Below are 15123 nucleotides of genomic sequence, written 5' to 3' on the forward strand. Positions count from 1 at the left end.
AGGTTGCGCTTTTTTTATATAGTCATTGATAATAAATATAATTATATCTCTCTATTTACATCAAAGTTTTCTAAGTACTCTGCTACTCTCTTTACAAACTGACCCCCTAGCGCTCCATTTACCACGCGGTGATCATAAGAGTGAGATAAGAACATCTTCATACGTATACCTATAAAGTCCCCATCTGGAGTTTCTATCACTGCAGGCACTTTGCGTATAGCTCCAAGAGCAAGTATAGCAACTTGTGGCTGGTTTATAATAGGTGTTCCCATTATAGATCCAAAGGTACCTACATTAGTAACTGTATACGTTCCTCCAGCGGTATCGTCTGGTTTTAACTTACCGTCACGAGCTCTACCAGCAAGATCATTTACAGATTTTGCCATTCCTACAAGGTTAAGCTGGTCTGCATTTTTTATAACCGGTACAATAAGGTTACCATCTGGTAAAGCTGCCGCCATACCTAGGTTTATGTTTTTACGTTTTATAATACGATCACCATCTACTGCGATGTTTATGAGTGGGTAATCACGTATTGCTTTTGCCACTGCCTCCATAAATATAGGAGTAAATGTAAGGTTCTCACCTTCCTTCTTTGCAAATGCATCTTTATTCTTCTTACGCCAGTTCCAGATGTTAGTCACATCTGCCTCAATAAATGATTGTACGTGAGCACTGGTCTGCACAGATGCCACCATATGGTGCGATATGAGTTTACCCATACGAGTCATCTCTATCACTTCATCTTCACCATTTACACTTACTGGAGCGGCTTTTTTGGCTGGTGCGCTTTTTTGTGCTGGCTGCGCCTTAACACCTTGTGCTGCTGGAGCGGCTTTTTGAGTACCGCGATTTGCAAGGTATGACACCATATCATCCTTAGTCACACGACCGTCCTTTCCAGATCCTTGTATTGCATCAAGTTCAGATTGAGAGATTCCTTCTTGCTTTGCCATATTGCGCACAAGCGGCGAGTAAAATCTATCTCCAGAACTTACTGGTGCTGCTACCGCATCTTGGGCTGCTGTTACCGTTTGAGCCACGGCAGCTGCCTCTGCAGGAGCTTCTTCTACAACCTCTTTTACAGTAGTCTCTGTAGTTGCTGTATCACCACCTTCACCATCTGTTTCTATAATAGCAATGGTTTGCCCCACTTCTATCACAGCATCTACATCAAAAAGTTTTTCGACTAGTACTCCGTCTACTTCACTAGGCACTTCACTATCTACCTTATCTGTTGCGATCTCAAGTACAGGCTCGTCTGCCTCTATGACATCTCCTACTTCTTTTAACCACGATGTAAGCGTTGCTTCTGCAACACTCTCTCCCATTTTTGGTAGCTTTAATTCAAATCTTGCCATATTCGTAAAATGTAGCTGTTTTCAATTGTTATTTTTACAAAAATAGTAATTTATTCAGTTTTATGGTGAGAATAAATCACTATTCTATTTCAAACGTGATTATCTCTCCTCTTCCCTCACTACTATTACTGCCTATAGCAAAAGTACTCTTTTTAGGTATTAGTTTATAAGAAACACCACTACTGGCGTGTGTTATAATTTCCTTAATTATTTTCTCATAGCCCGTATACTGGGCATCAAAGAGTATTTCTCGACCCTTCTTTGTCGCAGATAGCTCGTTTTGGGCCACTACCGTCTTTTTCACACTTTGTGACAACTTTCTCGCCAGATCATCATTATTAGACAGCAGTATATACTCTTTAATTTTTTGATGATCTTTTATGACCGCTTGGTTTTTAAAATGAGTAATCCAAGACTTGCCTTTTGCAACACCTAAACCTAGTCTCACTATTGTTTGTTGAAATACATTTTTATACAAATGCTTATCATAAAAGAGCTGCATTGCTCCATAAAAACGCTTTCTGTAACGTTTATCTTTTACGGTACTTTCTCCCTTAAAGTGTATAATAGCAGTATCCCCAAGGTAATAATTTACATAACCCGCTTGCAATACGGTATACGAGAGGTCTATATCTTCACCATACATAAAATAACGCTCGTCAAAACCGCCTACTTCTGTATAAACTGCACGAGGCATAAACATAAAAGCACCTACAAGTACAGATACCTCTCCTATTTCATTGTTTGTAAGGTGTGAAGCATAATAATGTCTAGCATCACCTATCATCTTATTGAGCGATACTTTAAGTGTGGGGATGTTTCTTTTACTTTCTGGTAAAAATCTACCGGTTCCGTCCACCAGCTGTACTCCTATAATGCCTAATTCTTGTTGCGCTTTCGCGAAAGCGTATACATCATTAAATGTGTTTTCACCCACTACCGTATCTGGATTGAGAATACAGACATACTCGCCTTGAGCTACAGCTACGCCTTGATTATTTGCTTTAGAAAAACCTACATTATCTTTATTTGCAATAAGAATAACCTGAGGAAACAGGTCTCTTACCATTGCTGCACTACCATCTATTGACGCATTATCTACGACTATAATCTCTGCATCTAGATTTTGTATACTAGCAGTAACACTATCTAAACAGAGATATAGATAGTCTTTTACATTATAGTTTACAATGACAATAGATAATTGCAAGCAGGATTTTTTAAAGTGAGTATTCTATAAACTTTCTAACTCTTTAAGGAATTTTCGAAAGGTATGCGATGTAAGATACTTCTTCCTAGGGTAACCTCATCTGCATACTCAAGTTCATCACCTACAGAAATACCACGGGCAATGGTAGAGGTCTTAATGTCATAAGCCTCCAGTTGTCTATAAATATAAAAATTTGTAGTGTCCCCTTCCATTGTGGAGCTCAATGCAAATATCACCTCCTTTACCTCTCCGCTTTTTGCCTTGCCTATGAGGGAGTAAATATTAAGATCTTGTGGACCTACACCATCCAGCGGACTAATCTTTCCGCCCAGCACGTGGTACAAGCCACGATACTGGCTTGTATTCTCAATAGCCATCACGTCTCTCACATCTTCTACCACACAAACTAATGATGCATCCCTATTAGGGTTAGAGCAAATCTCGCATAACTCTACATCAGATATATTATGGCATTTTTTACAAAACTTGATGGTGTCTCGCATCGTGTTAAGCGCCTCAGTAAGATGGTGCGTCTGGCTCTCTGGCTGCCTTAATAAATGCAGCACAAGTCGTAAGGCTGTGCGCTTACCAACTCCCGGGAGTTGAGACATCTCATAGACTGCGTTTTCAAGAAGTTTTGAAGAGAATTCCATAGGTTACAAAGATACTTCTTTAGAAAATAAGTAGTAGGCTCGGAACAATAGCCGTCCTTTAATTTTTATCCTCCAGTAATGGCACAAATCTAAATTCTCCATACTCTTTCTTTTCAAAAGAGGTTGCAGAGGTTCTTATATAGCGATGCATTATTTGCGGGTCGTCGCCTACGGGTATTACAAGCTTCCCTCCTATCTTGAGTTGTGCTAGTAATGGCTTAGGTACAAATGGTGCTCCGGCTGTCACTATAATGCTATCAAAAGGTGCATATTCTGGTAATCCTTTATAACCATCTCCAAAACTTAGATAACGAGGTCTGTATCCCAGCTTTGTGAGGAATAATTTTGTCTTTTTGTACAGCTCCTGCTGGCGCTCTACAGAATATACTTTTGCACCAAGCTCACACAACACCGCTGTTTGATACCCACTACCCGTACCTATTTCTAGTACATTGTGTCCTTTTTCTATCTCTAGCAACTCGCTCTGAAAAGCTACCGTATAAGGCTGAGAGATGGTTTGATCTGCCGCGATAGGAAACGCTTTATCTTGATAAGCGTGATGCTCAAAACTGCTATCCATAAAAAAGTGACGTGGTATTTTACCTATAGCCTTAAGTACTAGACTATTTGTAATACCCTTTTCTTTTAATATTTGTACGAGTTGGCGGCGTTTTCCTTGGTGGCGAGTAGTGTCTTTCATCGGTTACTAAAATAGTTTTTTTACAATAAAACTCGCTCTCAATCACAAATGATTTATCAAGAGCACCGCATTTTATTTTCAAAATCAATGCTACCAGCTGGTTACTTAAAATCTTCACACCCTAAAATCAGGACATCATAAAAGCAACTAAAAACCTTATTTTTGTAAAAAACAATATACTATGCTCAAAGCTGGCGTTCTAGGTGCAGGCCACTTAGGAAAAATACACTTAAAACTTCTTAAACTATCAGAAAACTATGAACTGGTAGGCTTTTACGACACCTCAAAAGAGGTACGTGACGCCATATCAACAGAGTTTGGCTATGTAGCATTTGATAGTGAAGAAGCACTTATAGACGCCTGTGATATGGTAGATGTTGTAACGCCTACCACATACCACTTCACAAGTGCAGAAAAAGTAATTAAAGCTGGAAAACATCTCTTTATAGAAAAACCTATCACAAGTACGGTAGAAGAAGCAGAGCAATTGCTCGCCCTAGCAAAGAAGCACAATGTGTTAGGACAGGTAGGTCAAGTAGAGCGTTTTAACCCAGCATTTATGGCGGTAAATGATGGTATAAAGAGCCCTATGTTTATAGAAGCGCATAGACTTGCAGAATTTAACCCTAGAGGTACAGATGTACCTGTTGTGCTAGACCTTATGATACACGACATAGATGCGATATTAAGCGTGGTACAAAGCCCTGTAAAAAGTGTAAACGCTAGCGGTGTCTCTGTTATATCTGAAACACCAGATATTGCAAACGCACGCATTGAGTTTGAAAACGGCTGTGTGGCAAACCTCACTTCTAGCCGCATCTCTATGAAAAATATGCGCAAGGCTCGTTTCTTTCAAAAAGACGCCTACATCTCTGTAGACTTTTTAGAGAAAAAAGTAGAAGTTGTAAAAATGAAGGATGCACCAGAAAATCCAGATGATTTTGCGATGATTCTTCAAAATGCAGAGGGGCTCAAAAAGCAAATATATTTTGACAATCCAGAGGTACCTAGCAATAATGCAATACTTGATGAGCTAGACGCTTTCGCGAAAGCAATAAAAGATAACACCACTCCTATCGTCTCACTTGAGGCAGGTACAGAGGCACTGCGCGTAGCCAAAATGATTATCGCAGATTTTTAAACACACATATTCAAACACACACCCTTTCCCACTGGGAAAGAAACTAAGCATCACAATTATGAAAAACATAGCAGTTATAGGAGCAGGAACAATGGGTAATGGTATTGCTCACACTTTTGCCCAGAGCGGTTACAAAGTACAGCTTGTAGATATCTCACAAGAATCACTAGATAGAGGGATGAACACCATCTCAAAAAACCTAGATAGAATGGTTGCAAAAGAGCGTATCACTGCCATAGAAAAGCAACAAACGCTAGATAACATAACCACTTTTACTAACCTAGAAGAAGGTGTAGAATATGCTGGACTTGTAGTAGAGGCTGCTACAGAAAACGTAGATCTCAAACTCAAAATTTTTGAATCGCTAGATGAAGCTACTGGTGATGACTGTATCCTTGCCACAAATACTTCTTCTATCTCAATCACACAGATTGCGGCAGTAACAAAAAGACCTGAACTCGTTATAGGGATGCATTTTATGAATCCTGTACCTATTATGAAGCTTGTTGAAATCATAAGAGGATACTCTACTAGTGATGCAACCACGCAAACTATTATGGAGCTTTCAGAAAAGCTAGGCAAGGTACCTGTAGAGGTAAATGACTACCCGGGCTTTGTAGCAAACCGTATCCTTATGCCTATGATTAATGAGGCTATTGAGACTTTATATAATGGTGTAGCTGGCGTTTATGAAATAGACACCGTGATGAAGCTAGGTATGGCGCACCCTATGGGACCATTACAACTAGCAGATTTTATAGGTCTTGACGTATGTTTATCTATACTTGAAGTAATGTATGAAGGTTTTAAAAACCCTAAGTACGCACCGTGCCCATTACTAGTAAATATGGTACGCGCAGGAAAGTATGGAGTTAAGTCTGGCGAAGGTTTTTATGATTATAAAGAATCACGCAAGGCAGATAAGGTAGCTGCAATGTTTTCATAATACTACACAACTAAGATACGCATCATATTATGGCAAAAATTTCCCCCTTCTGCGCTGTGCGACCTACAAGAGATAAAGTAGGTCTCGTAGCTACGCGCGCTTATCAATTTTATGATCAAGAGGGGCGAGATCATCGTATGGCACGTAATCCGTTTTCATTTTTACACATTATAAACCCTGGATATAAATTTCACAAAGAGATTACGGGTAAACAGCGATTTGAGCTTGTACGTAATAGGTATCAAGAGTTTAAAGAAGATGGTATTTTTATAAAAGAAGAGCGGCCTGCTTTTTACATATATAAGATTGTAGATAGAGACCAGAACACCTTTCACGGTATTGTGGCAAGCGCCTCTGTAGAAGACTATAAAAATGATGTCATAAAAAAGCACGAAGACACTCTGCAAGATCGTGAGCTACTCTTTAAAGACTACCTTGAGACGGTAGGTTTTAATGCAGAGGCTGTACTACTCACCTATCAAGATGACTCCAGTATAAAAGCGATATTGCAAGATGTAATGAGTACACGTGCAGAGTATGAATTTACAACCACGTACCGAGACACCCATTACCTATGGCCAGTTACAGATACTCAAACCATCACTACACTACAAGAAGCTTTTCATAAACTAGACAATCTTTACATAGCAGATGGGCACCATCGCTCCTCCTCCTCTGCGCTGCTATCTGATGCACACCCGGAGCATCAAGGTGCTTATCATCACTTTATGAGCTTCTTAATACCAGAGTCTGAGTTGCTTATTTATGAGTTTAATAGACTTATAAAAGACCTAAACGGTTTGAGTAAGGAGGCTTTTCTTATAGCATTAGACAGCCATTTTAGAATAGAAAATAGAGGCAATTTACCCTATAGACCATCTAAGAAACACCACTTTAGTATGTACCTAGATGGTGAGTATTATAGTCTGTATTTACGTCATAAACTCAGAACTTTTAACACACCACTTGAGCGACTAGATACTCAAATATTATATGAGACTGTGTTAAAACCTATTTTGGGTATCACAGATTTACGCAATGACAAGCGTATAGAATATATAGACGGGAGACGTGATATTGCGAGTCTTACAGACCGTGTAGACAGTAAGGAGTTTGTTGTGAGTTTTGGTATGCTTCCTATCACCATAGAAGACTTAAAAGAAATTGCAGACGCAGGGCTTAAAATGCCACCAAAAAGTACGTATATTGAACCTAAACTACGCAGCGGCGTAACGATTTACGAATTTTAATGAGTATAGCAGAAAATATTTTACGCTTTCGCGAAAGCATCCCACAAAACGTAACTCTTGTAGCGGTTTCAAAAACAAAACCCGTAGCAGATCTTATGGAAGCCTATGAGGCTGGACAACGCATTTTTGGAGAAAATAAAATCCAAGAAATGACCGAGAAGTGGGAAGAAATGCCAAAAGATATACAATGGCATATGATAGGCCACGTACAGACTAACAAGGTTAAGTTTATGGCTCCCTTTGTAAGTCTTGTGCACGCGGTAGATCGCATAAAGCTCCTTAAAGAAATTAACAAACAGGCACTTGCAAATAATCGTGTGATAGATGTACTTATACAGGTGAAAATTGCGCGAGAAGATTCAAAATTTGGTATGGCGGTAGAAGATGTTACGGCACTTTTTCAATCTAAAGAGCTTGACAACTATCCTAATGTAAACGTGGTAGGCCTTATGGGTATGGCAACCTTTACAGATGATCAACGCCAGGTACAGGCAGAGTTTGAGTTGCTAGAAGGGTTATTTTTACGCTTTCGCGAAAGCGCAAATCTCACCATTTTATCCTCAGGTATGAGTGGTGATTACAAACTAGCCATAGATAATGGAAGCACTATGATACGTGTAGGGAGTAGTATATTTGGCGCTAGATAGCCATTATACAAACAACAATTTAATTATAGCACTCGTTTTACGAGCAAAACAACAGACTTATTTACGCAATACTAGACATAGAAACCACCGGTGGAAAATACAACGAAGAAGGTATTACGGAGATAGCTATTTATAAATTTGACGGGCAAACAGTTGTTGATGAGTTTGTCACACTTGTAAACCCAGAGCGACCTATACAAGCCTTTGTAGTAGGCCTTACGGGTATTAACAATGAGATGTTACGGGATGCACCAAAATTTCACGAGGTTGCAAAACGTATTATAGAAATCACAGAGGGTTGTACCATTGTTGCTCATAATGCACAGTTTGACTACCGCATACTTAGTCTAGAGTTTGATAGGCTAGGATACAATTTTGAGAGAACTACCTTATGTACGGTAGAGCTGTCACAACAGTTACTGCCAGGGCACGACAGCTATAGCTTAGGTAAACTTACAAAGGCTTTAGGCATCTCAATGTCTAACCGCCATCGTGCAGATGGTGATGCCATTGCTACTGTAAAACTATTTGAACTCTTATTATCAAAAGATCCAGAGCAAACAGTTTTTAAAAATGCAACACGCTCTTTTCCTAAAAAGCATATGGATACTAAGCTCAAGGAGCTCATAAAATCTGTTCCTTCTGAGACTGGAGTGTACTTTATGCATAATGTAAATGAGACCATTATTTACATTGGGAAAAGTAAAAATATGAAGAAGCGGCTTACCCAGCATTTTACAAACGACAACCGAAAAAGTAAAAAAATACAAGATGAGGTTGAGCATATTACGTTTGTACAAACTGGAAGTGAGCTAGTAGCTTTACTTAAAGAAAATGAAGCTATAAAGCAATATAAACCTAAATACAACCGAGCTCTGAGACGTACAAAGTTTAAAGTACAACTCACACACTTTACAGATGAGCAGGGCTACATACATCTTAAGACAGAACGTGCAGATGGTCGTAAGGAGTCTATAACTACTTACAGTAATACTATGAGTGCAAAGAGCAATATGGAGCGCATTATAGCTTCTTACGACCTCTGTATGAACAAAACGCAGTTTAACTCAAAAACAGGTAGCTGCTTTAACTATGGTATTGAAAAATGCAATGGAGCTTGTGTAGAAAAAGAATCTCCAGAATCTTATAACAAACGTGTACAACAGTTTATAGATAAGCACAGTTATAAAAATAAAAGTATGATTATTACAGAGCGCGGGCGCAAGTCTAATGAGCGATCTTTTGTATACATAGAAAACGGAACTTTTAAAGGTACTGGCTTTTATGACCGCACTGTAGATATAAAGAACTTAGACTTTCTTGCTAGCGTTATAGAACCTATGACAGACAATAGAGATGCAAAGCACATCATACAAAGCTACTGTCGCAGTAGAAAGCGACTCAAGGTTATTGCTCTAGAGCAAATAACTAACTCATAGATAAGTAGTACATTTATCACATAATAGGCATTACAAATAGTGACAAAAAACAGTACATCACCCTGGCGTAGAAAACTTCACGATATCATTTATGAAGCAGATACGCCTGCCGGAAAGTTATTTGACGTAGTATTACTTATACTAATACTCGCAAGTATAGCCTTGGTAATGCTCGAGAGTGTTAAGAGCATTGATGCTAGATTTCACGATTATTTTGAAATAGGAGAATGGATTATCACCATATTCTTTACGCTAGAATATTTTGCCAGAATAATTACCATCAAAAAACCTAGCACTTACATTTTTAGTTTTTACGGTCTTATAGACTTCTTTTCTACCATACCACAATACTTAGCATTCTTCTTTATTGGCTCTAATGCACTATTAACCGTAAGAGCACTGCGCTTGCTTAGAGTCTTCAGGATTTTAAAGATTACAAGATATGTGGGGGAGTCTAATAAATTATCAAAAGCACTTAAAGACTCTCGTGCAAAAATTAGCATCTTTTTATTTGCCGTTCTTATACTTTGTATCATAGCGGGTACTGTTATGTATATGATAGAAGGAGAAGAGAGTGGCTTTTCTAGCATACCTGTAAGTGTATACTGGTGTATTGTAACGCTTACAACGGTAGGTTTTGGAGATATTGCACCTGTCACACCTCTTGGTCAATTTATAGCTGCCCTTATTATGATTTTAGGATACGGTATTATTGCTGTACCTACAGGAATCGTAAGCGCAGAGTATGCAAAAGATACAGAGCCTTCTAAAGTTACTATAGACGGTGAAGACTATGTACATATGAATACACAGTGCTGCCAAAATTGTAATGCAAAGAAGCATCGTGATGATGCAGAGTTTTGTCATAAATGCGGTAACTCTCTTGATCGTGACTTCTAAGTATCTCATTGCCATTGTAGGACCAACCGCTATAGGTAAAACGGCTCTCTCTATAAAAGTCGCCCAGCATTTTAATACAGAGATTCTCTCTGCAGATAGTAGGCAATTTTTTAAGGAGATGTACATAGGTACGGCTGTACCAGAGCCAGAAGAACTTGCAGCAGCAACCCATCACTTTATACAACACTTATCTGTAGATGAGCCTTACAGCGTAGGCCATTTTGAAAAAGATGCCATAAAAAAGATTACAACCTTGCACAAAACGCATAATGAACTCGTTATGGTAGGCGGTTCTGGAATGTATGTAGACGCTGTCATAAATGGTCTAGATGAATTTCCAGAGGTAAAACCTGGCGTGAGAGAAAATCTTAAAACTTTACTAGCAACAGACGGCAAAACAGCTTTACAAAAGCTTCTTAAAGAAAAAGATCCCACCTATTATTCTCAAGTAGACATAGATAATACACAACGAGTGATTAGAGCACTCGAGGTCTGCCTATCATCTGGGGAGGCATTTTCATCTTTTAGAGATAAGCCCAGACCTGCCCGTGATTTTCAAACCATTAAAATAGGCCTTAAAGCAGACCGTGAAATTATGTACGATCGCATAAACAGGCGTGTAGATATTATGGTTGAAAATGGACTCGTTGAGGAGGTAGAAAGTTTGCTTTCGCGAAAGCAAAATAATGCACTTATCACTGTGGGTTACAGAGAGCTTTTTGAATATTTTGAAGGGAAAGTTACACTAGAGCGTGCTGTAGAAAATATAAAAACAAACACCCGAAGATTTGCCAAAAGACAAATGACCTGGTACCGTAAAGATGCGAGTATACATTGGTTTGATTTTGAAACTCCTTTTGAAAAAATCGCTTCGTTTTTAAACAAGAAAACGCACCACTCATAAAGTGGTACGTTTTATAAACTCACTAATATCTTTTGATATTAAATGCTTACTCGTCTTTCTTAACTACTAGACGGAAACCTTCTCCGTGTATGTTAAGAATCTCAACAACGTCATCTTTCTTTAAATACTTACGAAGCTTTGCGATGTATACATCCATACTACGTGAAGTAAAGTAGTTATCATCTCTCCAGATTTTTGTAAGCGCTAGCTCACGTGGCATAAGATCATTCTCGTGCAGGGCAAGCATACGTAATAGCTCATTTTCCTTAGGAGATAATTTTATAGGCTCTTCTTCTTTATACGTTAAGAAACGTAACTTAGAGTTAAGGTGGAAGTTCCCGATGTTAAACTCAAACTGTTTTGAGTCTGCGACAGAGTCTACAGCTTTGCGCTGTATGATTGCCTTAATTTTCATAAGTAAGACCTCACTATCAAAAGGCTTATTAAGATAATCATCTGCTCCTACTTTGTATCCTTTAAGAACATCTTCTTTAAGCGCTTTTGCAGTAAGGAAGATAATTGGAATTTCTTCGTTCTTCTCTCTTATTTCTTTTGCCAGTGTAAATCCATCTTTGTAAGGCATCATCACGTCTAAAATACATAGATCGTAATCATCTTTTTTGAATTTTTCAAAACCTTCCATTCCATTCTTTGCGTGAGTGACATCATAGTCATTCATCATAAGGTAATCCTTAAGAACAGTTCCAAAGTTTGGATCATCCTCTACTAGTAAAATCTTTTTGTTTTCAGTTTCCATATTATAATGATATTAGTGGTAATTTGATTATGAATGTGCTCCCCATTCCTTTTTCGCTTTCGACAGAGATTTCACCTTGGTGATCATCTACTATTCGTTTTGCATAGGCAAGACCTAAGCCGTGTCCTTTTACGTTATGTATATCTCCCGTGTGCTCACGGTAAAATTTATCAAATACTTTTTTCTGCACAGTTTTAGACATTCCATCACCTTTGTCTTTAACCTTAATGATGATGGAATCTTTAGAGTTTTCTGTGTACACATCAATTTCTGGCGCTCTATCCTCTGGAGTATATTTTACTGCATTGTCCATTATATTGACTAACACATTTGTAAAATGCGACTCATTTGCCAGTACTGGTGTGCGCTCTGCATCTAGATGTAAGTTTATATACCCACCACGATCTTCAACTAAAAGAAGTATGTGGTTACTAGCATCTTCAACAAGTTCGTGCATATCAAGGCGCTCCTTATTGATATCTAGTTCATTTTTTTCAAGCTTAGAGATGCGTAATACATTTTCTACTTGACCGTGCATACGTTTATTTTCTTCCCTTATAAGACCTTGATAATAGCTTACCTTTTCTGGGTTACTTGAGATCTTTGAGTTTTTAAGTGCATCTAGCGCTAGGTTTATAGTAGCGATAGGTGTCTTAAACTCGTGGGTCATATTGTTTATAAAGTCTGTCTTTATCTGTGATATCTGTCGCTGCTTATTAAGCTGGTGTAAAGCACTAGAATATGCAATCACGATAATGAGAGTAAAAATAATAGACAACCCTGCCATACCTAGTATAGAAGAAATTACAAATTTCTTTTCACCAGGAAACTGAACGTATAAAGAGTAATCGCTTACATCCTTATTATATAGAAAAATAGGCTCACTATACCCTGGCGCCGATTTTCTAAATTTAAAATCTTTAGATCGTACTCTTGTTAATAAATCATTACTATATACTCCAAATTCAAAATCTGTTTCAAGATTGCGCTCTACAAGCTCTATAGTAAGAAGTTTACTAATCTCCTCCTCTGTAACTCGCTTGTGTATAGGGATTCTATTTGCTATATCGCTTACAATTCCAGAAAATTGGTATTTTTCGTAATCGAGCAATCTAGAAAATTCTTGTATCCTATTCGACGTTGAACTTTCATTACCATCTAGACTACCCTTTTTTATGATTTGAGTAGATCTTCTGTTTGCATATCTTTTAAACTCTATACTATCTCCTTCTTCACCTGTAAATCCTGGAGCTGTGATTTTAAAGTCCTCTTGTAAAATGCCGCTACTGTATAAAGTAATCTCATTATTTACGAGATCTTCATTAATATAAAAATATTCTTCAAAAGACAACTCGTCTGGAAGTCCAATACTATCTACCATTTTCTGTACCGGATAATAGTAATCCTCTAGCTCTCGATTTTCTATCCTATCTACCGCAGCAGAGAGTGCCTGAGTAGCGTTAAAGCTAAATTGCTCACGCTTAGCATCTACACTACTAGATATCCAATAGCCTTGTACAAATATGATACCTATAAGCGATAAGCTCATAAGCACAATTAATAAGTAAAATAGTTTTTTGTTCACTACCCAAAAATAAGATTTTAACATTTCAGGCGGTTTCGGTTTAACCAAATGTTAACAAGCGGTAGTTATGCTATGTCCAGCCCTTGCCTATACGCACCATAATATGGGTGTGAATGCGTGCTACGGCCTTTTTTGCATCTTCAAGTATGATGTTTTCTATCACAACATCTGCCATTGCAGCCTTACGATCGTCAGACCATTGTGCTTTCATTCTCTTAATTACCTCGTTTTCTGTCGTACCATCTCTTTTTATAGTACGTGAGATACGCTCTTTAATAGGTGCTGTAATTAATATGGTAAAGTCACATAATTTATATCCTCCATTTTCAAAAAGTATTGCAGCTTCTTGCATTACATAAGGAGCTTTTTGAACAGAAACCCACTCTTCAAAGTGTTTTCTAACTGTAGGATGTACTATAGCGTTGAGACTAGATAGCATTTTTTTTGAGTTAAACACTTTACTAGCAATAAATGGCCTATTTAAAACTCCATCTACATAAGCCTCTTTTCCGAGGAGGTTAATTATTTCTTGTTGCAATTGCTTATCTGTATTCATAAGCAACTTTGCTTCAACATCTGCAATATAGACAGGTATGCCTAATTCTTCAAAAAAACCAGAAACGGTTGTTTTGCCACTTCCTATACCTCCTGTGATTCCTACTACAACCATAATTAATTAATTACAATAAACTTAACCTGCTTATTAATGAGTCTGGCAACCTTAACACTTGCAGGTGCTTTAGATATTTTAAGAGGTAGGTAAGCATCTGTATCTGTTGCATTTGCATAATCACAAGTTACTAGAAAATCTGACGCAGTTATTTTGTCAAAATTTTCTAGCTCGACTATATAACTTACTTCTGCTATTTTAGGAAGAATTTTAACCTGAGCATCTGCGTCGTTTAATATAGTAATAGGTACCACTATCTTACCTTCGGTAAATTTTGATACATCTTGTATTACTGTTACTTCCTTTTGCGATAAGCGCACATCTTCTGGCAATTCTAACATAGATAGTGCAACTTGATCTTGTATCTTACTATCTATCTCCAGTAATTCTTTTGAAGTCGTAAACACCTCGTTAACCTTTGTGATTGAGCCAGCCGGCCCTACTATGGTAATACTATCTGGTTCAATACGCATTTTACTCTTAGCGCCATATCCCGTTTTATATGAAAATGTAATTTTTGATAATACAGGTATACGCTTTGATGCTACAGAGTCTACCGCTATTACTACTTGAGAAGGAGCGATTGCAAGAACAGAGCCTTCATTATCTATAACCTCCTTAAGAGCAAGTGATCTTGCCGTAATATTATATTGATACGTCTCACCAGACACCTTATTAAGTTCATTAAAGGGCAATCTTAATACCGGTGTGTCTATTGCATTTGTGAGTAAAGAAAAACCAGACCCCTCTGCATTTATCTTTATAAGTTCTGGATTTATCTCTTGTATCGTTCTGTCTAAAGGAATATCTACAACTTCGACAGTTACCTCATATTGCGTTTTATATGTCTTAGATAATTTTATGAGACCAGCAATGATAGTTGTAAACAGCAAGAAGAATAAAAACTCTCTTGCACTCACACTGTTAATCTTATTTCCTCTAAACATTTATGATGGTTCC

The 15123-nt window shown here is 37.9% G+C and carries 15 protein-coding genes; 7 read left to right on the forward strand and 8 right to left on the reverse strand.

Going from position 1 to position 15123, the window contains the following annotated elements; genetic code table 11:
* Positions 1 to 41: 41 nt before the first annotated feature.
* The 4 genes from Q0948_RS02725 to Q0948_RS02740 form a co-directional block, all read right to left on the reverse strand.
* Entirely contained in the window at positions 42 to 1361 is a 1320-nt protein-coding gene (locus Q0948_RS02725) for a dihydrolipoamide acetyltransferase family protein (protein WP_298347877.1), read from the reverse strand.
* Between the two features lie 79 nt (positions 1362 to 1440).
* Positions 1441 to 2571: a glycosyltransferase family 2 protein gene (locus Q0948_RS02730; protein WP_298347876.1), complete on the reverse strand. Its 1131-nt coding sequence runs from the start codon at positions 2569 to 2571 to the stop codon at positions 1441 to 1443.
* Positions 2572 to 2606: 35 nt separating this feature from the next.
* The gene (gene recR, locus Q0948_RS02735) at positions 2607 to 3224 is read right to left on the reverse strand and encodes a recombination mediator RecR (protein WP_298347875.1); all 618 of its coding nucleotides are present in this window, start codon (positions 3222 to 3224) and stop codon (positions 2607 to 2609) included.
* A gap of 58 nt (positions 3225 to 3282) precedes the next feature.
* Positions 3283 to 3924: a protein-L-isoaspartate(D-aspartate) O-methyltransferase gene (locus tag Q0948_RS02740; protein WP_298347874.1), complete on the reverse strand. Its 642-nt coding sequence runs from the start codon at positions 3922 to 3924 to the stop codon at positions 3283 to 3285.
* Between the two features lie 181 nt (positions 3925 to 4105).
* On the opposite strand from Q0948_RS02740, the gene Q0948_RS02745 reads away from it, so the two are divergent.
* Genes Q0948_RS02745 through miaA form a run of 7 tightly spaced genes read left to right on the forward strand, consistent with a single transcriptional unit; the run spans position 4106 to position 11151 of the window.
* Positions 4106 to 5065, forward strand: coding sequence for a Gfo/Idh/MocA family oxidoreductase (locus Q0948_RS02745; RefSeq protein WP_298347873.1), 960 nt, complete (start codon positions 4106 to 4108; stop codon positions 5063 to 5065).
* A gap of 58 nt (positions 5066 to 5123) precedes the next feature.
* A complete protein-coding gene (locus Q0948_RS02750; protein WP_298347872.1) occupies positions 5124 to 6011 on the forward strand; it encodes a 3-hydroxyacyl-CoA dehydrogenase family protein in 888 nt (295 codons plus the stop codon).
* 29 nt (positions 6012 to 6040) lie between these two features.
* The gene (locus tag Q0948_RS02755; protein WP_298347871.1) at positions 6041 to 7261 is read left to right on the forward strand and encodes a DUF1015 domain-containing protein; all 1221 of its coding nucleotides are present in this window, start codon (positions 6041 to 6043) and stop codon (positions 7259 to 7261) included.
* Entirely contained in the window at positions 7261 to 7908 is a 648-nt protein-coding gene (locus Q0948_RS02760; protein WP_298347870.1) for a YggS family pyridoxal phosphate-dependent enzyme, read from the forward strand. Before Q0948_RS02755 ends, Q0948_RS02760 begins: the two co-directional genes overlap by 1 nt.
* Positions 7909 to 7967: 59 nt before the next feature.
* Entirely contained in the window at positions 7968 to 9347 is a 1380-nt protein-coding gene (locus tag Q0948_RS02765) for an exonuclease domain-containing protein (protein WP_298348787.1), read from the forward strand.
* 39 nt (positions 9348 to 9386) lie between these two features.
* Positions 9387 to 10247, forward strand: coding sequence for an ion transporter (locus Q0948_RS02770; RefSeq protein ID WP_298347869.1), 861 nt, complete (start codon positions 9387 to 9389; stop codon positions 10245 to 10247).
* Positions 10198 to 11151, forward strand: coding sequence for a tRNA (adenosine(37)-N6)-dimethylallyltransferase MiaA (gene miaA, locus Q0948_RS02775; RefSeq protein WP_298348785.1), 954 nt, complete (start codon positions 10198 to 10200; stop codon positions 11149 to 11151). The genes Q0948_RS02770 and miaA overlap by 50 nt, the downstream gene beginning before the upstream one ends.
* A 46-nt stretch (positions 11152 to 11197) precedes the next feature.
* On the opposite strand, the gene Q0948_RS02780 is transcribed toward miaA, so the two are convergent.
* From Q0948_RS02780 to Q0948_RS02795, 4 genes are all read right to left on the reverse strand, one after another.
* Positions 11198 to 11908, reverse strand: coding sequence for a response regulator transcription factor (locus Q0948_RS02780; protein ID WP_021778425.1), 711 nt, complete (start codon positions 11906 to 11908; stop codon positions 11198 to 11200).
* 1 nt (position 11909) lies between these two features.
* Entirely contained in the window at positions 11910 to 13493 is a 1584-nt protein-coding gene (locus Q0948_RS02785; RefSeq protein ID WP_298347868.1) for a HAMP domain-containing sensor histidine kinase, read from the reverse strand.
* A 70-nt stretch (positions 13494 to 13563) separates the two neighbouring features.
* The gene (gene coaE / locus Q0948_RS02790; protein WP_298347867.1) at positions 13564 to 14163 is read right to left on the reverse strand and encodes a dephospho-CoA kinase; all 600 of its coding nucleotides are present in this window, start codon (positions 14161 to 14163) and stop codon (positions 13564 to 13566) included.
* 2 nt (positions 14164 to 14165) lie between these two features.
* Positions 14166 to 15110: a hypothetical protein gene (locus Q0948_RS02795; RefSeq protein ID WP_298347866.1), complete on the reverse strand. Its 945-nt coding sequence runs from the start codon at positions 15108 to 15110 to the stop codon at positions 14166 to 14168.
* Positions 15111 to 15123: the final 13 nt, after the last annotated feature.

The sequence above is a fragment of the uncultured Dokdonia sp. genome (genome assembly GCF_947496725.1).
Classification (GTDB): Bacteria; Bacteroidota; Bacteroidia; order Flavobacteriales; family Flavobacteriaceae; genus Dokdonia.

Coding starts and splice junctions, on each gene's coding strand:
- Q0948_RS02760 (WP_298347870.1), top strand. CDS start 7,261: ATGAGTATAGCAGAAAATATTTTACGCTTTCGCGAAAGCATCCCACAA.
- Q0948_RS02740 (WP_298347874.1), bottom strand. CDS start 3,924: ATGAAAGACACTACTCGCCACCAAGGAAAACGCCGCCAACTCGTACAA.
- Q0948_RS02755 (WP_298347871.1), top strand. CDS start 6,041: ATGGCAAAAATTTCCCCCTTCTGCGCTGTGCGACCTACAAGAGATAAA.
- Q0948_RS02745 (WP_298347873.1), top strand. CDS start 4,106: ATGCTCAAAGCTGGCGTTCTAGGTGCAGGCCACTTAGGAAAAATACAC.
- Q0948_RS02725 (WP_298347877.1), bottom strand. CDS start 1,361: ATGGCAAGATTTGAATTAAAGCTACCAAAAATGGGAGAGAGTGTTGCA.
- Q0948_RS02795 (WP_298347866.1), bottom strand. CDS start 15,110: ATGTTTAGAGGAAATAAGATTAACAGTGTGAGTGCAAGAGAGTTTTTA.
- recR (WP_298347875.1), bottom strand. CDS start 3,224: ATGGAATTCTCTTCAAAACTTCTTGAAAACGCAGTCTATGAGATGTCT.
- coaE (WP_298347867.1), bottom strand. CDS start 14,163: ATGGTTGTAGTAGGAATCACAGGAGGTATAGGAAGTGGCAAAACAACC.
- miaA (WP_298348785.1), top strand. CDS start 10,198: ATGCAGAGTTTTGTCATAAATGCGGTAACTCTCTTGATCGTGACTTCT.
- Q0948_RS02750 (WP_298347872.1), top strand. CDS start 5,124: ATGAAAAACATAGCAGTTATAGGAGCAGGAACAATGGGTAATGGTATT.
- Q0948_RS02780 (WP_021778425.1), bottom strand. CDS start 11,908: ATGGAAACTGAAAACAAAAAGATTTTACTAGTAGAGGATGATCCAAAC.